We start from the raw sequence: 20628 nt of genomic DNA on the forward strand, positions 1-20628 counted from the left end.
CCGGAGGGGGCCGTATCCGTGACGATTCGGCTACGCCTTGCGCACCGCGTTGGCCAGGATCGCGTCCCGCAGGTGCTCGGCGAGGCCCAGGCCGGGCTTCATGGAGTCGTAGAACTCCCTGAACCGCTCGTCGGAGACGTACATCTCACCCAGACCCGTGTGGATCTCGTACGTGCACTCGTAGTACCAGGTGCAGATGTGCTGCCGGTGCTCCTCGGCCATGTCCATGGCGGTCTCGCCGTCGGCCGGCTCACCGGCCTCCACCAGGGCCGCGTACCGGGCGCCCCAGGCGGCGACCTCGTCCTGGAGGCGCTTCCAGTCGTCCTTGGTGTAGGTGGCGACCCGGCGCTGCGACTCCGCGTAGGCCTCGGTGTGGCCCCAGCGCCGCTCGGCCTCCTCCGCGTACTGGTCGGGGTCCTTGTCCCCGAAGACCTCGAACCGCTCCTCCGGCGTGAGGTTGATGCCCATCTTCTTCGCCTCCATGGCGTGCTCAACGGCCTTGGCCATCTGCTGGAGCCGGGCGATCCGGTCGGTCAGCAGGGCATGCTGCCGGCGCAGATGCTCCCGCGGATCCGTATCCGGGTCGTCCAGCAGGACCGCGACCTCGTCGAGCGGGAAGCCGAGCTCCCGGTAGAACAGGATCCGCTGCAGCCGGTCCAGGTCGGCGTCGTCGTACCGCCGGTGTCCTGCGTGGCTGCGGCCGCTCGGGGAGAGCAGGCCGATCTCGTCGTAGTGGTGCAGGGTGCGCACCGTGACTCCGGCGAATCCGGCGACCTGGCCCACGGAGTAGCCCATTGCCTTCCGCTCCTCTGGTTGGGTACGCCCTTCACTGTGGGTCCTCACGCCACGTGAGGTGCAAGTCCCCTCCCCTCCACAGGGTCCCCGCCCTCGCCCGCGAAGGAGTGGGCGCCTGCCTCGATCCGCGCGATCAACCCGCGCGTCCACTGCTCCTCGGCGTCCGCGGAGTGCACCCAGCGGTGCGCGACCTCCCCCATGAGTCCGCTGTGTCCGCCCTCCGGCGCGTAGGAGGCGGCCACCGACGACCGCCACTCCGCCAGCTTCGCCAGCCGCTCGCGCAGCAGTGCCAGCACCTCGTCCCGCGGCAGGTCGACCATGAAGCCGAGGGCCGCCGACAGCACGTCCGTCTTCCGGTCGTAGGCCGCCAGGGCCTCGCGGAGCAGGGTGAAGTACTCCGCGCTGCCGGCGTCCGTGACCTCGTACTCGGTGCGCGGCGGCCCGCCCGCGGCGCTCGGCGCCACCTCGTGGGCGTGCAGGACTCCCTGCTTCGCCATCTGCTTGAGCGCGTGGTAGATCGACCCGGGCTTGGTGTTGGACCACTCGTGCGCGCCCCGGTACTCCAGGTCGCCCAGCACCTGGTACCCGTGCGCCCGCCCGCGCCGGCGCACGGCACCGAGGACGAGGAGCCGGATCGCTGACATGGGGCCAGGCTACTCAGGGACCCTTCAGCCCATGGCCTTGGTTCCGTCGAGGGTCTCGCGGACGATGTCCGCGTGGCCCGCGTGCCGGGCGAACTCCTCCACCAGGTGCAGGAGCAGCCAGCGCATCGAGACCTTGCCGTCCTTGGGGAACCAGGGCGCCTCGGGCAGCGGGAACACGTCGTCGAGGCTGGGCACGGCCAGGATGAAGGCCTCCAGCTCCCGCGCCACCCCGTCCCAGAAGGCCAGGACCGACGGGATGGACTCGCCCTCGACCAGGCGGAAGCCGTCGCCCCAGGTCTCCCGGCTGCGCCGCGCTTCGTTGGGCCGCTGCTGGGCCAGCCGCAGCCAGTTGAGCTCGACCTCGGCCGTGTGCTTGAGCAGCCCCGACAGGGAGAGCTCGCTGGCGCTGGGGCGGCTCGCGGCCTGCTCCTCGCTCAGTCCGAGCACCGTTTCACGCAGAGCCGTGCGCTGGGCCTCGACGAAGGCTAGGAGCGTGCCGCGCTCGTCGCCGGGGATCTCGGTGGAAAGCTGAGCCATGGTCTACCGCCTTGGTTTCCGGTGTCTCTCCTGCTGACAAGAACCACGCTACGGAGCAATGCGGTCAGCCCGCGTCCTAATTGGCCGCCTTTCCTTCATCCGGACGCAGCACGGGCAGCGCCGTCGCCGGCTGCGGCAGCAGGGCCTTGGAGAGGTCCTGCTTGCCCGTCGGGTCGAGCCCGTACATCGCCTCGTAGATCTTCCGGACCGCCGGCCCGGAGGCCCCGGAGCCGGTGCCGCCCTGGGAGATGGTCATGACGATGGCGTAGTCCTCGGTGTACGAGGCGAACCACGAGGTGGTCTGCTTGCCCTGGACCTCGGCGGTGCCGGTCTTGGCGTGCATCGGGATCTGCTTCTGGGGCCAGCCGCCGAACCGCCAGGCCGCGCTGCCGTTGGTGGCCACCCCGGCGAGGGCCTCGTCGATGTCGTCGCGGGTCTTCTCGTCCATCGGCAGCTTGGCCTGCACCTTGGGCGCGATCTCCCGGACCTGGCTGCCGTCGGCGCTCACGACCGCCTTGCCGATGCTGGGCTGGTGCAGCGTGCCGCCGTTGGCGATGGCCGCGTAGACGGACGCCATCTGGATGGGCGTGACGAGCGTGTCACCCTGTCCGATCGAGTAGTTGATGGCGTCGCCCTCGCGCATCTGGTTGCCCTGGCGGCAGTTCTCGTAGGCGATCTTCTCTGCGAAGGAGCCGTTCTTCTTGCCGTCCCGGCACCAGGCGGCCTTGTTGGCCTCGAAGAAGTCCTGCTTCCACTTGCGGTCGGGGACCCGGCCGCTCACCTCGTTGGGCAGGTCGATGCCGGTGGGCTTGCCGAGCCCGAACTCGTGGGCGGTCTTGAAGAACCAGTCGTTCGGGTTCTTCTTCGGGTTGATTCCGCCGTCCCTCTTCCACTCCTGGTCCGCGAGGGCGTAGTAGACCGTGTCGCAGGAGACCTCAAGCGCCCGGCCGATGGTGATGTCGCCGTGGCCCTGGGACTCGAAGTTGGTGAAGGTCTGGCTGCCGACCGAGTACGAGCTGGGGCAGGGATAGCGGCTGTTGAAGGGATACCCGGCGTTCACCGCCGCCGTCGAGGAGACGACCTTGAAGATGGAGCCGGGCGCCGCCTGGCCCTGGATGGCCCGGTTCAGCAGCGGGTAGTTCGAGTCCTTGTCGGTGAGTCCGGCGTAGTCCTTGGCCGAGATGCCGCCGACCCAGGCGTTCGGGTCGTAGGTCGGGTTCGAGGCCATGGCCACGACGCGGCCGGTCTTGGCCTCCATGACCACCACGGCGCCCGAGTCCGCCTCGTAGTTCCTGCCGGTGTTCTTGTCGTGCGTCTTGCGGGCCTCGATCATCGCGTTGTTCAGCTCGCGCTCGGCGACCGCCTGTACGCGCGAGTCGATCGAGGTCACGATGTTCGAGCCGGGCTGCGCCTTGTCGGTCTGGCCCTGGCCGGTGACGCGGCCGAGGTTGTCCACCTCGTAGCGGGTGATGCCCGCCTTGCCGCGCAGCTCCTTGTCGTACGTGCGCTCCAGGCCGGAGCGGCCGACCTGGTCGGAGCGCAGGTAGGGCGAATCGGAGCTCTTCGCCTTGGCGATCTCCTCGTCGGTGACCGGCGAGAGGTAGCCGAGCACCTGGGAGGTGTTGGCCTCGTCCGGTGCGGCGTAGCGGCGCATGGCGGTGGGCTCGGCGGTGATGCCGGGGAAGTCCTCGGCGTGCTCGTGGATCTGGAGCGCCTGCTCGGTGGTGGCCTCGTCGCTGACCGGGATGGGCTGGTAGGGGGAGCCGTTCCAGCAGGGCTTGGGGGTCTTGGCGTCGCAGAGCCGGACCTTGTCGACCACCTCTTGGGGGTCCATGCCCAGGACCCCGGCGAGGCGGGTCAGGACGTCCTTGCCCTTGTCCTTCATGGTGAGCAGCTCGGTGCGGTTGGCTGAGACCACGAGGTGGGTCGCGTTGTCGGCGAGCGGGACTCCGCGCGAGTCCAGGATCGAGCCGCGCACGGCGGGCTGGACCACGCGCTGGACGTGGTTGTTCTTGGCCTCGTCGGTGTAGCTCTGGCCATTGCGTATCTGGAGGTACCAGAGCCGCCCGCCCAGGGTGAGCAGCAGCGAGAAGACCACGATCTGGATGACGACGAGCCGGTTCTGGACCCGAGGGGTCCGGCCGGTCTCCGGTATGTTGCTCAACTCGATCTCCCCCGGACGCATGCCGTACGCCCGGATGAGTCTAGAACGGGAAGCGGCTCCGTCCGTGCTGCACCGAGATCCATTTCTGCGTGGTGAAGGCCTCGACGGTGGCCTCGCCGTTGAGGCGGCCCAGGCCGGAGGCCTTCTCACCGCCGAAGGCGGCCAGCGGCTCGTCCCCGATCGTGGAGTCGTTGACGTGGATCATGCCGGTCTCGATGCGCTGCGCGAAGCGGACGCCGCGTTCCACGTCCCGCGTGTGCACGGCGCCGCTCAGCCCGTACGGGGTCGCGTTGGTCAGCCGTACGGCCTCGTCCTCGCCGTCGAAGACCACCAGCAGCGCCACCGGGCCGAAGATCTCCTGGCCCAGCAGCGGGGAGTCCTCGGGGAGCCCGGCCAGCACGGTGGGCTCGACCAGGTTGCCGCGCGTGGAGCCCCGTACGAGGGCCGTCGCGCCGGATTCCACGGCCCGGTCCACGAGTGCGGTCAGGGCGTCGGCCTGGAAGGAGTTGATCAGCGGGCCGATCTGGGTGTCGGCCTCGTGCGGGTCGCCCGTCTTCAGGCTCCGCACACGGGCGGTGAACTTCTCGGTGAACTCCTCGGCGACGGCGGCGTCGACGAGGATGCGGTTGGCGGCCATACAGACCTGGCCCTGGTAGACGAACCGGCTGAAGATCGCCGCGTCCACCGCGTAGTCGAGGTCCGCGTCGTCGAGGACGACCAGGGCGCTGTTTCCGCTGAGCTCCAGGACCGTCCGCTTGAAGTGGCGGGCGGCGACCGCGCCGACGTGCCGGCCGACCCGGTCGGATCCCGCGAAGGAGATCACCTTGGGGACGGGGTGCGTCAGGAGCGCGTCGCCTATCTCGGCGATGTCGGTGACGAGGACGTTCAGCAGGCCCGCCGGGAGTCCCGCCTCCTCGAAGATCCGGGCGATGAGTCCCCCGCCGACCACCGGGGCGTTCTGGTTCGGCTTGATCACCACCGCGTTGCCCAGCGCCAGTGCCGGGGCGACCGACTTCAGGGTGACGAGGAAGGGGAAGTTGAAGGGGCTGATCACGGTGACGACACCCACGGGGAGGCGCTGGACCCGGTTCTCCTTGCCCTCGACCGGCGAGGCCAGGATCCGGCCCTCGGGGCGGACGGCCAGCTGGAGGGACTCGCGGATGAACTCCTTGGCGAGGTAGACCTCGTACTCGGCCTTGGGACGGGTCCCGCCGAGCTCGTCGATCATCGCCTCGACGATCTCCTTCTCGCGCTCCTCGGTGATCCGCAGGGCGCGTTCCAGGACCTCGCGTCTGATGTAGGGGCTGGTGGCGGCCCATTCCCTCTGCGCGCGCTCGGCGCCCCGGTAGGCCTGGTCCACCTGCTCGACGGTGGCCACGGTGATGGCGGCGAGCTTCTCGCCGTTGTAGGGGTTGACGTCGATGATGTCCCACGAACCGGTACCGGCCAGCCATTCGCCGTCGATGTACTGGTGCGCCAGGTCGCTGAATATGGACATGCCATCCCTTACTGCGAGCGCGCACCCGTGCGCTGCACCGGAGACCGATCGGTCGTCATGCACTGATCAGACGTCATACTACGTGCGAATCAAGACAGTTGGAGGAGGCCGCGGAGAAGATCCCGGGTCCGGTCCGGGTCCGGGCAGTCGTCCTGAAGTCGCCGCATCGCCCGCTCGTACTGCCCCACTTCCTCTTCCTTGTCCAGGTAGAGGGCGCTGGTGAGCTGTTCCAGATAGACGATGTCCTGCAGGTCGGACTCGGGAAAGCGCAGCAGGGTGAAGGCTCCGCTCTCGCCCGCGTGGCCGCCGAAGGAGAACGGCATCACCTGGAGTTGGACGTTGGGCCGCTGGGAGACCTCGATGAGGTGCTCCAGCTGGCCGCGCATGACGTCGCGGTCGCCGTACGGGCGGCGCAGCGCGGCCTCGTCGAGGACGGCGTGGAAGACCGGGGCGTTCTCGGAGACGAGGACCTTCTGGCGCTCCAGGCGCAGCGCGACGCGGCGGTCGATCTCGGCGGCGGTGGCGCCGGGCATGCCGCGGCTGACGACGGCGTGGGCGTAGGCCTCGGTCTGCAGCAGGCCGTGCACGAACTGGACCTCGTAGATGCGGATGAGCGAGGCGGCGCCCTCAAGACCGATGTAGGTCTGGAACCATCCGGGCAGCACGTCGCCGTAACTGTGCCACCAGCCGGTCGCGTTGGCCTCGCGGACCAGGCCCAGCAAGGACTCGCGCTCGGCGCTGTCCGTGACTCCGTAGAGCGTCAGGAGGTCCTCGACGTCTCTGGCCTTGAAGCTCACCCTTCCCAACTCCAAGCGGCTGATCTTCGATTCGGATGCGCGGATCGAGTAGCCGGCCGCCTCACGGGTGATGCCGCGGGATTCTCGGAGTCGCCTGAGCTGGGAGCCCAGGAGGATGCGGCGCACCACAGAACCGCTTGCTTCTGCGGTCACTAGTACTGCCCTCCCCATCGCATTGGCGTGCGCGTGGTGTGCGCGTGCGTCGCGGGGCCCCCGTACCCCAGGGGCCGCAGTCTGCCACCAAAACGCATCGGCCCGTACTCGTTCTGTAACGGAATTCGGCGTCCCGCAAAAGAAGTCCGTAAGTATGCGTAGGAAGAAATGAGCAAGAACCGTCACGGGAGCGGACAGGTCCGGCGCGTGCACGTGCATCTGCCCTTGCATCCGGCTCCGCCATTCGGAACGATGGTCCCCGCGCACCTGCGTGCTCTTCGCGCCGGCGCACGGACCCACCCCGCAGTTCTTTCTGGACGGAGACGACCGCTCCGCCCGCGAATCCCGGGAGTGCCTCGCATGGGGACGAATGGATCGACCATGCTCGAGCCGTTACGGCAGGGGCTGCCCCCGGTCGACCCCACGGCTGTCTCCGGGTCCGCCTCCTGCGCCCTGCCCGCCCGCTTCGAGGCGGTGCGCGGTGCCCGTACGTTCACCCGTTCCACGCTGTCGCAGTGGGGTCTCGACGACCGCTTCGACGACGTGGCGCTGGTCGTCTCCGAGCTCGTCACCAACGCGCTGCGCCACGCCCTGCCCGAGGACTCGCGGCGACCGGCCGGGGAGGCGGAGCCGCCGGTACGGCTGCACCTGATGCGGTGGAGCACCCGGCTGGTGTGCGCGGTGCGCGATCCCAGCGAGGACCGGCCCGGCGGGGCCTTCTCGCCGGAGCGGACGGAGGAGAACTTCGACCTGGAGTCCGGGCGGGGGCTGTTCCTGGTGGACTCGTACAGCGACAGCTGGGGCTGGCACCCGCTCGCGGGACGGCTGACCGGCAAGGTGGTCTGGGCGCTGTTCCTGCTCCAGGACTGAACCGCGATCGGCGACAAGGGCTACAAGGACTACAAGGACTACAAGGACAGGACAACCGGCCGGGATTGATCGTTGCGATCAATCCCGGCCGCTGCACGTGCATGGCTTGATGGATGCGCCGTTCCGTCAGCTGATCAGGTGATCGAACTCGCCGTCCTTGACGCCCAGGAGCAGGGCCTCTATCTCGGCCGGCGTGTAGACGAGCGCCGGTCCGTCCGGAAAGCGCGAGTTGCGCATGGCGACGTCGCCGCCGGGCAGTTTCGCGAACTCCACACAGGATCCCTGTGAGTTGCTGTGCCTGCTCTTCTGCCAGGTCACTCCGTCGAGTTCTGCAGCTGCCATCCCGTTGTACGCGTGGTCCACAGGAAGCCCCCGATAGTGCAGATGTCAACTGCACCGGATCATAGCTCTGTTCATGGGCTGATGCATGGGCAGATGCACGTGCACGCGGGGTGGTCCCTTGATCACACACAGGCCGGACGAAGGGTCGGGCGAAGGGTCAGACGTAGGCCGACCGGGCTCCGGTTGCAGATCACCCTCACGGGCGAAGCGCCTCCGACACCTCGTCCAGCGAGCCCAGGAGCTGGTCGGCGGCCCCGCGCAGCACCCCCGACCCGGGCGCCTCCCAATCCGCCAGCACCGCCCGGACCGGGTCCCAGCAGGGCACCCGGCGCTCCCGCACCGCCTTCGCGCCCGCCTCAGTGGCGGTGCGCAGTGCCTCGGCGAGGGCGGCCGCGCCCGGGACCGGATCGTGTGCGCGGTCCGGGAAGTGGGCCTCCAGCAGCATGGCCCCCCGGCCCAGCGCGGCCAGGGCGTCCCCCGCGTCGTCGGCGGCCGCGCGGGACAGCCCCCGGTGGCGCACGGGCTCCCCGGCGGCCCGGGCGAGCGCGTCCTGCCAGGCGACCCGGGCGTCGCGGGCGGCCAGCAGGGCCTCGCGGACGTCGGCGCGCCGGGCCCCGGCCGGGTCGGCGTACTGGCTGACGACGGCGGCGGCGTACCGCCCGTCGGCGGCGATCCAGTCGGCCAGGCGGGTCCGCAGCCGCGGGGTCTCCCAGGCCGGGTAAAGGGCGTACGCGACCATCGCCAGCAGCCCGCCGACCAGGGTGAGCGCGACCCGGTCGGGCACGGTCTGGTCCCAGCGGACCCCGCCCATGCCGAGCAGGAAGACCACGTAAGCGGAGACGAAGACCTGCGCGACGGCGTACCCGGTGCGCATGAGCACGTACATGAGGGCCGCGCTGAGGACGGCGAGGAAGCCGGACAGGTACATGCCGGGCTGCGCCAGCTGCACGATGCCGGTGGCGACGGCGACCCCGACGAGGGTGCCGCCGAAGCGGGCGACGGCGCGCGAGTAGGTCTGGCTGAAGTCGGGGCGCATGACCATCACGGAGGCCATCGGGGCCCAGTAGGCGTGCCCGAACGGCAGCGCGTGGCCGATCGACAGGCCCGCGCAGGCCACGGCGGTCACGCGCAGGGCGTGGCGCAGGATCGGGGACCCGGGGTGCAGTTCGGCCCGTACGGCATTCAGGACCAGCGGCACCAGGCCGAGCATCGTGGGCCTCAGCATCGACTCCCCGGGATCGGCCGTACGCCCGGATCCCGGCTCGGCCGTCTCCAGTACGTCGTCCAGCAGGGCGGCGAGCCGGCGCGCGGCGCGCAGGGGTGCGCCGGTGAGGAGATCGGGCGTATCGGGGGACTTGAGGACCGCCAGGGCGGGCGCTGGGAGGCGTACCGGATCGCCGTGCCGGATCGCGTGCGCGGCGGCGTCCAGCACCGAGGCGGCCGCGGCGAGCAGTTCGCGCACGCGGTCCCGGCCGGGGCCCTCGGCGGGGGCCCCGACGGCCGGATCGGCGAGCGAGGCCAGCACCGGCCGGATCCTCTCCGCGAGCCCCCGTGCCCCGTGGAGTTCGGCGGGACGCCGGCGGGCCTGGCGGGGCGTCACCGTGGCGGCGGCCCGCGCCCGCATCAGCGGCTCCGGGTCGAAGGAGGCGACGGGATCCTGGCGCAGCCGGCGGGCGTAGTCGGCCTCGGCGGCGAGCGCGTCGGCCAGGGCGTCGCGCTGGGCGCCCCAGCGGCGGACCGGGAAGAGCACGATGAGCAGCGCCTGGACCACCCCGCCGGCAGCGATCATCGCGGCGTGCCCCGCGGCCTGCGGCACCGACGTGGGCAGGGTGACGGTGACCAGCATGATCGCGACGTTGCCGGAGGCGATGATCCCGGCGGTGGGGCCGGCCGCCCAGAGCAGGCTCGCCAGGAAGGTCCAGACGGCGAGCAGCGCGAGGAAGAGCGCGGTGTGCGAGGACCCGACGAGGTAGCCGACGAAGGTGGACACGGCCAGGGTCAGACCGGAGGCGAGGGCGAGGACGGGGCGGGGCCGCCAGCTCTGCTGGAAGGTGGCGATGGCGGCCATGAAGGCCCCGAAGGCGGAACTGGCCGCCGAGCCGGGGCCGAGGAGGGCGAGCCCGGCGCCGATGACGATCGCGAGCCCGGCTGCCGCGCGCAGGGCGATGAGGGGTTCGAGCCGGGTCCGCTCGACCGCCATGCCCGACCGGGCGGTGTCCTTCAGCGCCCGGAGCCAGCTCATGGCGCCGAGCGTAGCCCCTTTGCCCGCATCCGTCCGGATCGGGCGGGGCACCGCTGCCGGGGCGCTGCCCCGGTCCCTCGCCTCAAGCGCAGGCGGGCTTGATGTGCCTCCGGCGGCCCCTCAAACGCCGGGGAGGCTCGATTTGGCTGATGCCGTCCGCCCGGCCGGGCTGGATTGCCAGCAGGGCAATGTCAGCCCCGCCGGCGTTTGAGGCGCGGGGTGCGGGGCGGAGCCCCGATCGGTGAGCCGCACCGGCCACCCGCGCTAGCGCGGGAGCGGTCTGCCGCGGCCCCCGACGTGGGCGGCGTCAGCCGCCGCCGTGCCGTGCTCCCAGCCCGCGTGGTCGGTGGCTCCGCGCAGCCGGGTGGTCGTGGTGCGGGGGAACATCTCGTCCGCCCGCGAGCTGACGGCGACGTCGCGGGCCACCAGCGCCGGCAGGTTGTCCGGGGCCTCGCTCGCCGTGTGCTCGGCGGTCTCGGCGAGCCGCTGGCCCAGCCGGCTCGCGTAGGCGAGCAGGAAGGACTGCCTGAAGGTCTTCGTCCGCTTGCGGCCGCCGGAGCGCTGCGCGGCCTCCGCGCGGGTCATCGCCGCCGTGCCCTGCACGAGCAGCGAGGTGTACAGCAGCTCCACCGCCTCCAGATCGCTCTCGAAGCCGACCACCGTGGAGAACTCCAGGCCGCTGTTCCACACCGCCCGGCAGCGGTTGGCGGTGGCCACCGCGTCGAGCAGGACCGCCTTGGCCTCCTCGTACGGCGGTTCCACGCCGATCCGGCACGCCGCCGGGACCCGGGCCGGCCCCTTGCCGCTCGCCGCGAGCACCGCCTCGTCCACGGTGTGCCGGGCCATCAGCTCCTGGGCCTTGGCACTGAGCGCCTCCGCCTCCTCCGGGAAGGTGGTGGCCTCGGCCTTGGCGAGCAGGGCCCGGATGCGGCCCAGCATGCGGGGCTCGATGTGCGCGTGCTCCAGGGCATCGGCGGCCGGGTCCCCGGGAACCGGACCCACCGGTTCGATGGAGGGCAGCCGGATCAGCAGCCGGAACACCTCCAGGACGGCGGTGGCCAGCGTGAACCGGTCCGCCCGCTCGCGCTGCGCGAGCCGCTCGGCGTAGGCGTCGTCGCCCGTCCACCACACCTCGGCGCCGGTCCACCGCTCGGGGAGTCGGGCGTAGCGGCGCGCCTCGGCGGCGATCAGGTCCCCGGTGATCCGCAGGTGCCGCTCCTCCAGGTCCCGCCGCACCAGCCGGAGCACGTCGGCCGGCTGCCAGCCGCGCTCCCAGGCCTGCCGTACGTACGCCTCCCCGCGCGCCAGCAGCTCCCGCCCGACCCCGCCCCACCCCTCCGGCTGGGCGACGAGCACCGAGGCCCCTGTGTCCAGACCGGCGTCATCGTCGCCGTAGAGCGCGGCGGCACAGGCCCGGTCAACGGTCTCGGCATGGTTTCTCACCCGTTCAGCTTGGCATGTCCGCAGACAGCACGGTCCGGATGCGCCGGACTGTCAGACCCCGGTGGGACACTCGCACTCGTGAGCGAGCACGGCGGCCGGTGGGCCCTCGCCGAGGACGGCGACGGGTCGTGGCTCGCCGCGCCCGTGGACCCGGCCACATCGGCCGGAGCGCGGATCAGCGTGCGGGATCCCGCAGAGGCCGTGCGGGCCGCCCCGCCCGGTACCCGGTGGGTCTGGCCGTCCACCGCCGCCGTGTACCCCCGCCTGCTCGCCGCGGGCGCCCGCGTGGAGCGGTGCCACGACATCGAGGCCGCCGAGCTCCTCCTGCTCGGCCACGAGGGCCGCGTCGGGGAGCCCCGCTCGGCGGCGGCCGCCTGGGCCCGGCTCACCCACGCCCCCGTACCGCCCGATCCCCCGCAGCGCGCCGCCGAGCCCGGCGCGCAGGACTCCCTCTTCGACCCCCGCCCGGCCCCGCTCCCCCTCGACGCCCTGATCGCCGTCCACGCCGACCAGGCGAAGCGCCTCGACGCCACCGCCCACCCCGACCGCATGCGGCTGCTGGTCGCCACCGAGTCCGCCGCCTTCCTCGTGGCCGCCGAGATGAACCGCGCGGGCCTGCCCTGGCGGGCCGACGTCCACCGCGCCCTCCTCACCGAGCTGCTCGGCGAGCGCTACGCGGGCGGCGGCGAGCCCCGCCGCCTCGCCGAGCTCGCCGACCGGGTCTCCGCCGCCTTCGGCAGACGCGTGCGCCCCGACCTGCCCGCCGACGTGATCAAGGCCTTCGCCGAGGCCGGGATCAAGCTCACGTCCACCCGCCGCTGGGCCATCCAGGAACTGGACCACCCCGCGGTCGAACCGCTGATCGAGTACAAGAAGCTGTACCGGATCTACACCGCCCACGGCTGGAGCTGGCTCGCGGACTGGGTCCGCGACGGCCGCTTCCGCCCGGAGTTCATCCCCGGCGGCACCCTCACGGGCCGCTGGGTCAGCAACGGCGGCGGGGCCCTGCAGATCCCCAAGGTGATCCGCCGGGCCGTCGTCGCCGACCCCGGCTGGCGGCTCGTCGTCGCCGACGCCGACCAGATGGAGCCGCGCGTGCTCGCCGCGATCTCCCGCGACCCCGCCTTCATGGAGGTCGCCGGCCGCCCCGAGGACCTCTACACCGCCGTCTCCCGCCAGGGCTTCTCCGGCGACCGCGACAAGGCCAAACTCGCCGTCCTGGGCGCGGTCTACGGCCAGACCTCCGGCGACGGCCTGAAGAACCTGGCCGCGCTGCGCCGCCGCTTCCCCCGGGCCGTGGCCTACGTGGACGACGCGGCCCGGGCCGGCGAGGAGGGCCGGCTCGTACGGACCTGGCTGGGCCGCACCAGCCCGCCGCCCGCCGACGCGCCCGAGGAGGGCGAGGCCGGGATCCCGCAGGACCGGGACGACAGCTGGACCCCGAGCCACTCCTCGTCGAACACCCGGGCCCGCGGCCGCTTCACCCGCAACTTCGTCGTGCAGGGCAGCGCCGCCGACTGGGCCCTGCTGCTGCTCGCGGCCCTGCGGCAGGCGACCGCCGGCATGCGCGCCGAGCTGGTGTTCTTCCAGCACGACGAGGTGATCGTGCACTGCCCGGCCGAGGAGGCCGAGGCCGTCGCCGGGGCGATCCGCGCCGCCGGCGACCGGGCCGGCCGGATCGCCTTCGGCGAGACCCCGGTCCGGTTCCCGTTCACGACGGCGATCGTGGAGTGCTACGCCGACGCCAAGTGAGCGCGGCTACTTGGCGAAGGCGATCACCGCCTCGCTCGTCGCGATGGACTTCAGCTGGTCCATCGTCAGCGCGGGCTCCGCGCGGGTCGCGGCCGCGTTCTGGTTCTTCGAGTTGTAGGCGGAGACGATGATCCGGCTGCCGTCCGGGCGCAGCGTGTCCACGAACCACCGGACCACTCCCGCCCCGCCCTTCTCACCGGGCTCCTGCTTCACCACCATCTTGGTGCCGTCCGGCAGCGTCGTGTACCCCACGTGCTCGAAGTACTGCGCGAGGGCCCCGTAGGCCTCGTTGCCCCGCTGGACCTCCACCTCGACCAGGGAGCGGCCCTTGCCCTCGTCCAGCACGACGTAGCCCTGGTCCCCCACGCCGCCCGCGGTGACGACCGGAACCCCGAACCACTTGACCCGCTGTTCGAGGAGCTCCCGGAGCGCCGCGCCCGTGGCGGGCTGCGCGGCCTGCCCGTTCTCCGACGGGGCCGGGGCCGCCGGCAGGTCCTGCAGCGCCGGCAGCCACAGCGGGGAGGTCGTGAAGCTCTTCAACTGGGCCGGGGAGAGCGGCGGGTTGGACCGCGAGACCGGCGCGCCCTTCTCCGCCGCCGCGTTCCACTCCTGTACGTCCACCTGGTAGCCCTCGGCGGTGACCAGCACCGTCCGCCACCGCTTCGTGTCCTCCCGGCGGTCCGGGTACTCGTAGCCCTGGTAGGTCAGCAGCCGCGAGCCGGCGCCCAGGTCCTCGACCTTGCAGGAGTCGAACTCCTGGAGGTTCTCGTCGGGGCACTCCAGCAGGCGGGTGCCGGCCAGCTCCTGCGGGTTGGTGCGCCCGAGGGAGACGTTGATCGCCGCCTTGCCCTTCCCGTCGTCGTACACGCCGGAGACCATCGGGCCCGGCTCGTCGCCCGTGCCGCGTGCCGTGGTGTCGGAGACCAGTCCGCCCGGCAGCAGGCTCGTGAGTACGCCGACCAGCTGCTCGGCCGAGACCGCGCCCGTGCCGATGCGCGACTTGGCCCCTCCGGCGGTCGACGGCCCGGACGGGCCGCCGGAGCCGGAGGCGGCCACCGTGCTCGCACCGGAACCGAGGCCGCCGATCAGGCCGCCGGTCCAGGCGCCGGCCGTGCCGATCACGGCCAGGGCCAGCGCGGATCCGCCGACCACGGCGGCCCTGCGGCGGGCCACCAGCCGCCGGCCGCGCCGCTCTCCGGCGTCCACGAGGGCACCGCGGTCGGTGGTGAACTCCTCCCCCGTACGCCGGAGGGCTTCGCCGAGCTCGTCTTCAAAGGACATGGGGAACCAGACCTTCCGTTTCATGGGTGTGAAGAACTACGCGACCGGCAACACGGCCGAGGACGACCTCAGCGCTCGGCGAACTCGGCCAGACTGCCGCCCAGTTGCTCCCGCAGCCGGGCCAGCGCCCGCGAGGTCCGGGTCCGGACCGCCGCCGAGCTGACGTTCATCGCGTCGGCGGTCTCCTCGACGCTGCGGTCCTCCCAGTACCGCAGCACCAGGACCGCCCGGTCCTTGGGCGCCAGCCGCCCCAGCGCCTCCAGCAGCGTCAGCCGCAGCGCCGGATCGCCGCCCACCGCCGCGCCCGAGTCGGGGAACTCGCCGACCGGGCGCTCCCCGGCCGACCGGCGGCGCTGGTGGGTCAGGAAGGCCCGTACCAGCACCGTCTGCGCGTACGCCGCCGGATTGTCGATGCGCGAGATCCGCCCCCAGAGCAGGTACATCCGCCCCAGGGTCTCCTGCACCAGGTCCTCGGCGAGGTGGGTGTCCCCGCTCGCCAGCAGACAGGCCGACCGGTACAGATGCGCCGAGCGCCCTGCCGCGAAATCGCGGAACCCGTCTCTGCGACCCTGCCGCATGTACTCCCCCTCGCATCCGTCTCACCCGGTTGACGCGATGGGTCGGCCAGAATGTTTCACGAATACGCTCAACCTACGAACACGCAAGTGCCACCATTGAGCCATGTCGGGTATGCGGGGGGCGAACCCCGCGCCTTTGGGGCGCCTTGTACTGGACCGGTACGAGTTACTTGAGCAATTCCATGGAGGCATGGCAGAAGTCTGGAAAGCCCACGACCTGCGGCTGGACCGCACCGTCGTCGCCAAGTTCCTCCGCGTCGCGGACCGCCACACCCATTCGGCCCGTCGCTTCCTCCGCGAAGCGCGGATCCTCGCCGCCATCGACGATCCGCACATCGTCCGGATCCACGACGTGGACGAGGCCCGGATCGGCGGGGCCTGGCAGTTCTACCTGATCACCCAGTTCATCGAGGGCCGCACCCTGCGCGCCGCCGTTCCCAAGGGGCACCGGCTGCCCGTGGCCCAGGCCCTGGCCTGGGCCGCCCAGCTGTGCGACGCGCTGGTCCCCGTCCACGCCCGCGACCTCGTCCACCGCGACGTCAAACCGGGCAACGTCATGGTCCGGGAGCCCGCCGACCGGCTGGTCCTGCTCGACTTCGGCATCGCCCGCTCCTACACCCCCGTCGGCGAGCTCGGGTACGCCGCCGGAGTGACCGCGACCGGCCAACTCCTCGGCACGCCCGAGTACATGGCCCCGGAGCGGTTCCTCCTGGAGCCCGTCACCCCCGCCACCGACCTCTACTCCGTCGGCTGCGTCCTGTTCGAGATGCTCACCGGCCGCCAGCCCTACGTCTCCCGCGGGGACTACGGGGCCCTGGCCAAGCAGCACTGCCACGCCGTGGTGCCCTCCGTACGCGAACTGCGCCCGGAGGTGCAGCCCGCCGTGGACGTCCTCGTGACCCGGCTGCTCGCCAAGAACCCCGGCCACCGCCCGGCCGACGCACGGGAGATGGCCGCGCTGTTCCGGGCCCTCAGCACGGCGGCCGCACCGCCGCCGACCGTGGTCTCCTCCCCTCACACCCCGCCGCCCCCGGCCCCGCCGCCCGGCCCGCCGGCCGACCCGGCGGCCGAGGTCGCGGCCCGGTGCAATGCCGTACTGGAGACCGTGGAAGACCCCGTCGAGCGGGTCAGCCGCCTCGCCGAGGTCCTCGACTACGCCTCCGGTGTGCTGCCCTCCGACCACCGCGGCGGCTGGCTGGTCGTCCTGCACCTCGCCCAGGCCCTCGCCCGGGCCGGGCAGCCCTCCAAAGCCGCCGACCGGCTCGCCCCGGTGGCCGCGCGGGCCCGCCAAGTGCTCGGCGCCGACGACGAACTGGCCCTCGTGTGCTCCCTCAACCTGGCCCGCTACCTGGGCGAGGCCGGGCACGCCGCGCTGGCCGCGCAGCACCTGCTGGAGCTCCTCACCGCGGTCGCCGGAGTCCTCTCCGCGACCGACCCGCGCTTGTCGGAGATCCGCTACGACCGGGCCCACTGGCTGGCCGCCGCCGGGGAACAGGCCCTCGCCGCCGCCGAGTTCGAGGCCCTGTACCAGGACCACCTGACCGCGCACGGCCCCGACGATCCGAGGACCGTCCGGGTGTGGGAGCTCATCTCCCGCGACCCGACCGCCTGACCGCTTCGCACCGCATCACCGCACCGCCACCGTTCCCCTGGGGAGGGATGACGAACATGGCTGACATGTACGACCTCAACGCGATCCGGGACAGCTTCTTCGCCAGCCAGTCCAAAAAGTCGACGGGCCAAGAGCAGGAGGTCTACGTCGACCGCGACGGCAAGGTCCGCCTCGGTACCGGCGGCGAGGACGACGCCCCGCTGTCGAGAGTCCCGCAGAGCACCTTCGCCGCCCTCAGCGCGGAGGCCCGCCTCGCCCGCGAGTACGAGATCGTACGGACCAAGTTCCCCGCCAACACCTACTACGAGGACGCCCCCGGCGCCGAGGGCTGGGTCTACGAGATCACCACGATGTTCAACCGGACGTACGTGATGTGCGCCCACTTCAACGGCACCGAGTACCAGGTGCGGCTGATCGAGCCCGAACTGGAAACCCTGCCCAGCCACGACGCGCACGGCGTGCACCTCTACGGCAGCGGCCTGATCTGCCTGTCCGAGCGGCCCGGTTCGGGCCAGCCCACCCTCCAGGACGCCTACGCCCGCTCGGCGGCCTGGGCCCTCGGCGTGGACTTCGTCGAGATGGGCCACCCCTTCCCCTTCAACCGCAAGCAGTAGCAGCCCACCCGGAGCGGAAGGGACCGATGCCGTGCTGCCCGTACATGTCTTCGACTACGTGATCGACCAGGTGGGAAAGGACATCGGGCGGACCAGGCCCGAGCAGGGCGGCGCCCTGCTCGGGCTGCGCGGCCGCGACGTGCTGACCGGCTTCGTGCACGACGCCCACGCACAGGTGACGCGGGTGGAGTACAGCAACACCGCCTGGCTGCTGGACGAGATCGGCCGCCAGGAGGCGGCCGGTCCGATCCGGTTCAAGGGCATCGTCCACTCGCACCCGCTCGGCATGCCGCACCCCTCCCGGCAGGACCACCGCGAATACGGCCGCACCCTGGAGGCCGTCCCCGACCTCGGGCGGTACATCGCCCCGATCGTCACCCACGACCTCACCACCCCGCTCGACCGGCACGAACTCGCCGTCGAGAACGCCCGGATGTCCTTCTTCGGAGCCATGTGGACCGCCCGCGGCGTGCAGCTCCAACCGCTGCGCCCGGTGGTCGTGCCCCTGGCCGCCGCCCTCCGGGAGGCCGGGATCTCCTGGTCCGACGCCTACCCGCTGACCTGTGTGGTCGGCGGGGTGGCCGGCGTACGGGTCCCCCTGCCGCGGGGCCGCTCCGGGGCCCGGCGGTACCTCTTCGCCACGCCGGACTTCCCGGTGACGGCGCCGCTGCTGCTGGAGGAGGCCGGGGCCGACGGGCGCCATCCGGAGCTGCTGGTCAGCGAGTTGGCGTGGGACCACCGGGTGCCGGAGCGGGAACGGCTCCGGGAGGCGCTGCGGAACGGGGGCGGTGGGGCCGGTCCCGGTTCGGGCGCGGGTGCCGCCGACCTCGCCCCTCCCTCGCCCGTCCCCTCCCCGGCCGCTCAGCCCTCGCTGCCCGAGCCGCGCCCGTCGGCGCCCGCGCCCGTGGCCGCTGCGCCGCCCGGTCCCCCGCCCTCGCCGGTCTCCTCCGACACCGAGGCCCGTCCCGCCGAGCGGTCCCCCGGGCGGATCCGGCGGCTGACCATGCGGGTCGGAATCGGCCGGACCCGGGCGGCCCGCGCGGGGCTGTTCGCCCGTACCGGGGGGCTGTTGTCACCCGCCCTCGCCGACAGCCACGTCCTGCTCGTCGGTGTCGGCTCGGTCGGCAGCTACCTGGCCGAAGTGCTGGTCCGCTCGGGGGTCGGCAGGATCACCCTGGTCGACCCCGACCGGGTGGAGCCGGCCAACCTGGGCCGGTCGATGTTCGACTCACGGGACATCGGCCGGAACAAGGCCAAGGCCACCGCCCGGCGCCTGAAGCGGGTGAACCGCCGCTTGCAGATCACCGTCCTCAAGCGCGAGGTCGCCGCCCTGGACAACCACAGCTGGCTGCAGCGGATCTCCGACGCCCAGCTGGTGATCGCCGCGACCGACGACAACCACGCCCAGGACCGCCTCAACCACCTCGCGTACTTCGTCGGCCGCCCGGCCCTCTTCGTCGGGCTGTACGAGGGCGCGGCGGGCGGGGAGGTCGTGTTCACCACCCCCGGATCCCCCTGCTGGCTGTGCGCCACCGGCGGGGTCCGCGAGTCCCTGGGCGAGCTGGGCCACCAGCCGCGCACGGACTACGGGACGGGCCGGATGTACGCCGTACCGGGCCTGTTGACGGACATCCACCACCTGACCGCGGCCGCCGCGAAGATCGCGCTGGCCCTGCTGCACCCGGGCGGCCACGAACGGATCGGCGGTTTCCTGGCCACCCCGCTCCGCAAGGACCTCTCCATGGCGCTGTTCGCGATGGAACCCGACCACTGGTTCTTCCCCCGGGTCCTGGGCGAGGTCCCCGGGCAGTACGCCTTCCAGAGCATCTGGCCGCGCACCCGGCGACGCCCCGACTGCCGGGTCTGCGGGGACTTCTCGCTGCGCAGCGACCCCCGGGAGCAGACCGGCCGGGGCGACGACGCGGAGATCACCCGGCGGCAGAAGCAGGCGTACGAGGAACGGCAGCGCGCCCGCAACGGCGGCCCCGCCGGGGGCCGCCACCGCTGACCCCGGGCGACGGGCCCGGACACACGCAGTCGAACAGGGAGCAGAGGACAGGTACAGGGGACATGGCCGACGACACCACCGAGGCGATGCGCCGCGCCCGCGAGGCCCGGCTCAAGTACGGCAAGCCCGCGGGCCCGCCCGTGCCTCCGGCGCCTCCGACTCCGCCCCCGCCGCGCCAGGCACCTCCGACTCCGCCGCCCCCGCGGCCCAGGCCGGCACCCGCACCCGCCCCGGCCCCGGCACCGGCACCGGCACCGGTCTACGCCCCCTACACCCCTCCGTCACCCCGCTCCCGGGCCGGGCTGGGCGGCTTCGCCGGAGTGGGCCAGGCCGGCGCACTGGTGCTCCTCCTCTGGCAGGTCCTCCTCCTGACGGACTGGACCCTCCCGTTCCAGAAGGCGGCGGAGCTGTCGGTGCACTGGCGGTACCCGCTCGAACTGTCCGCGAAGGAGACGGCCTGGTCCGCGTACTCCGATGTGCGCGACTTCGTGCTCTTCCAGGGCCCCGGACGGGACTATCCGTGGCTGTACCCGGCCTGCGCCGTCCTGCTGCTGCTCGTCGTCCGGGCGGCCAGGACCCCGGTCGTCCTCCAGGGGCTGCTGGGCTCGGCCGTCGCGCTCTACGGTCTCGCCGCGCTGGTGGCGAGCGGCCCCGCGCTGCTCCGCATGTGGCCGCTCACCGCCGCGCTGCTGCTGCTCAGCGCGTGGTTCCTGTACGGGATCCGGGTGCGCGAGTAGCGCCGTACGGACCGCGCGTCATCGGCCGAGGTCGTGGAAGTAGACGTGGAACTCCTCGCGGACGAAGCCCTCCGCCTCGTACAGCCCCTGCGCGACGTGGTTGTCGTACGCGGTCTCCAGCTGCACCCCGGCCACCCCGGCCTCGCGGGCCCGGCGCAGCACCTCGCGCAGCAGCGCCCGGCCGGCGCCCGTGCGGCGGCCGGAGGGGGCGACGTACAGGTCGTTGAGGATCCACGCGGTACTCAGGGTGAGCGAGGAGAAGGCGCGGTAGACCTGGGCGAAGCCGACCGTGCCGGCTCCCGGCACCTCGGCGAGCAGCACGAGCGACTCGTCCTTGCCGATCCGCTCCGCCAGGAACGCGCGCGGGCCGCCGGGATCCTCGACGTCCACCTCGTAGAAGTCCAGGTAGCCGCGGAACAGCTCCGCGGCCACGTCGAGGTCCGCCTCGCCCGCGGTGCGCACCGCGACCTCGGACTCCGCCTGCGGGGACGGGCGCCCGTCCTGTGCCGCCTGACCGCTCATGTGCATCTCCCTCGTCCGCAATCCACTCCCGCGCGCCGT

The 20628-nt window shown here is 72.4% G+C and carries 17 protein-coding genes and 1 pseudogene; 6 read left to right on the plus strand and 12 right to left on the minus strand.

Features of this window, described 5'->3' with window-relative positions; genetic code table 11:
• Window positions 1–30 precede the first annotated feature (30 nt).
• The 6 genes and pseudogenes from ACGFYU_RS08355 to ACGFYU_RS08380 form a co-directional block, all read right to left on the minus strand.
• The gene (locus ACGFYU_RS08355; RefSeq protein WP_393826488.1) at window positions 31–795 is read right to left on the minus strand and encodes a MerR family transcriptional regulator; all 765 of its coding nucleotides are present in this window, start codon (window positions 793–795) and stop codon (window positions 31–33) included.
• Between the two features lie 44 nt (window positions 796–839).
• On the minus strand, window positions 840–1439 hold the full coding sequence (locus tag ACGFYU_RS08360) for a PadR family transcriptional regulator (RefSeq protein WP_393826489.1): 600 nt from the start codon (window positions 1437–1439) through the stop codon (window positions 840–842).
• Between the two features lie 24 nt (window positions 1440–1463).
• Window positions 1464–1976: a DinB family protein gene (locus tag ACGFYU_RS08365; protein ID WP_393826490.1), complete on the minus strand. Its 513-nt coding sequence runs from the start codon at window positions 1974–1976 to the stop codon at window positions 1464–1466.
• A gap of 97 nt (window positions 1977–2073) precedes the next feature.
• A pseudogene (gene mrdA / locus ACGFYU_RS08370) lies at window positions 2074–4140 on the minus strand (penicillin-binding protein 2); the annotation flags it as partial.
• A 40-nt stretch (window positions 4141–4180) separates the two neighbouring features.
• Window positions 4181–5638, minus strand: a complete 1458-nt coding sequence (locus tag ACGFYU_RS08375; RefSeq protein WP_393826491.1) for an aldehyde dehydrogenase family protein — start codon at window positions 5636–5638, stop codon at window positions 4181–4183.
• An 89-nt stretch (window positions 5639–5727) separates the two neighbouring features.
• Window positions 5728–6606, minus strand: a complete 879-nt coding sequence (locus ACGFYU_RS08380; protein ID WP_393826492.1) for a helix-turn-helix domain-containing protein — start codon at window positions 6604–6606, stop codon at window positions 5728–5730.
• Window positions 6607–6948: 342 nt separating this feature from the next.
• On the opposite strand from ACGFYU_RS08380, the gene ACGFYU_RS08385 reads away from it, so the two are divergent.
• The gene (locus ACGFYU_RS08385; RefSeq protein WP_393826493.1) at window positions 6949–7458 is read left to right on the plus strand and encodes an ATP-binding protein; all 510 of its coding nucleotides are present in this window, start codon (window positions 6949–6951) and stop codon (window positions 7456–7458) included.
• A 126-nt stretch (window positions 7459–7584) separates the two neighbouring features.
• Here the strand turns inward: ACGFYU_RS08385 and ACGFYU_RS08390 are convergent, their stop codons facing one another.
• The 3 genes from ACGFYU_RS08390 to ACGFYU_RS08400 all read right to left on the minus strand — a co-directional run bounded on the left by ACGFYU_RS08390 (window position 7585) and on the right by ACGFYU_RS08400 (window position 11485).
• A complete protein-coding gene (locus tag ACGFYU_RS08390) occupies window positions 7585–7821 on the minus strand; it encodes a DUF397 domain-containing protein (RefSeq protein WP_112450436.1) in 237 nt (78 codons plus the stop codon).
• Between the two features lie 175 nt (window positions 7822–7996).
• Window positions 7997–10042, minus strand: coding sequence for an FUSC family protein (locus tag ACGFYU_RS08395; RefSeq protein ID WP_393826494.1), 2046 nt, complete (start codon window positions 10040–10042; stop codon window positions 7997–7999).
• A gap of 264 nt (window positions 10043–10306) precedes the next feature.
• Window positions 10307–11485 carry a DUF2786 domain-containing protein gene (locus ACGFYU_RS08400; RefSeq protein WP_393826495.1) on the minus strand — a complete coding sequence of 393 codons (1179 nt, stop codon included), beginning with the start codon at window positions 11483–11485 and terminating at the stop codon, window positions 10307–10309.
• A 78-nt stretch (window positions 11486–11563) separates the two neighbouring features.
• On the opposite strand from ACGFYU_RS08400, the gene ACGFYU_RS08405 reads away from it, so the two are divergent.
• The gene (locus ACGFYU_RS08405; RefSeq protein WP_393826496.1) at window positions 11564–13237 is read left to right on the plus strand and encodes a bifunctional 3'-5' exonuclease/DNA polymerase; all 1674 of its coding nucleotides are present in this window, start codon (window positions 11564–11566) and stop codon (window positions 13235–13237) included.
• A gap of 6 nt (window positions 13238–13243) precedes the next feature.
• Here ACGFYU_RS08405 and ACGFYU_RS08410 read toward each other — a convergent pair whose 3' ends face one another.
• Entirely contained in the window at window positions 13244–14518 is a 1275-nt protein-coding gene (locus ACGFYU_RS08410; RefSeq protein ID WP_393826497.1) for a hypothetical protein, read from the minus strand.
• A 68-nt stretch (window positions 14519–14586) separates the two neighbouring features.
• On the minus strand, window positions 14587–15096 hold the full coding sequence (locus ACGFYU_RS08415; protein WP_393826498.1) for a SigE family RNA polymerase sigma factor: 510 nt from the start codon (window positions 15094–15096) through the stop codon (window positions 14587–14589).
• A 190-nt stretch (window positions 15097–15286) separates the two neighbouring features.
• Here ACGFYU_RS08415 and ACGFYU_RS08420 point away from each other — a divergent pair, with 190 nt between their 5' ends.
• The 4 genes from ACGFYU_RS08420 to ACGFYU_RS08435 all read left to right on the plus strand — a co-directional run bounded on the left by ACGFYU_RS08420 (window position 15287) and on the right by ACGFYU_RS08435 (window position 20067).
• Entirely contained in the window at window positions 15287–16708 is a 1422-nt protein-coding gene (locus tag ACGFYU_RS08420; protein WP_393826499.1) for a serine/threonine-protein kinase, read from the plus strand.
• Window positions 16709–16764: 56 nt separating this feature from the next.
• Window positions 16765–17322: a hypothetical protein gene (locus tag ACGFYU_RS08425; RefSeq protein WP_393826500.1), complete on the plus strand. Its 558-nt coding sequence runs from the start codon at window positions 16765–16767 to the stop codon at window positions 17320–17322.
• A gap of 31 nt (window positions 17323–17353) precedes the next feature.
• Window positions 17354–19330, plus strand: a complete 1977-nt coding sequence (locus tag ACGFYU_RS08430) for a ThiF family adenylyltransferase (protein WP_393826501.1) — start codon at window positions 17354–17356, stop codon at window positions 19328–19330.
• A 62-nt stretch (window positions 19331–19392) separates the two neighbouring features.
• Window positions 19393–20067 (plus strand): hypothetical protein, encoded by a 675-nt coding sequence (locus tag ACGFYU_RS08435; RefSeq protein ID WP_393826502.1) that lies wholly within the window; start codon window positions 19393–19395, stop codon window positions 20065–20067.
• A gap of 18 nt (window positions 20068–20085) precedes the next feature.
• On the opposite strand, the gene ACGFYU_RS08440 is transcribed toward ACGFYU_RS08435, so the two are convergent.
• Entirely contained in the window at window positions 20086–20589 is a 504-nt protein-coding gene (locus tag ACGFYU_RS08440; RefSeq protein ID WP_393826503.1) for a GNAT family N-acetyltransferase, read from the minus strand.
• Window positions 20590–20628 lie beyond the last annotated feature (39 nt).

This window comes from Streptomyces sp. NPDC048337 (genome assembly GCF_043201175.1).
Lineage (GTDB): Bacteria > Actinomycetota > Actinomycetes > Streptomycetales > Streptomycetaceae > Streptomyces.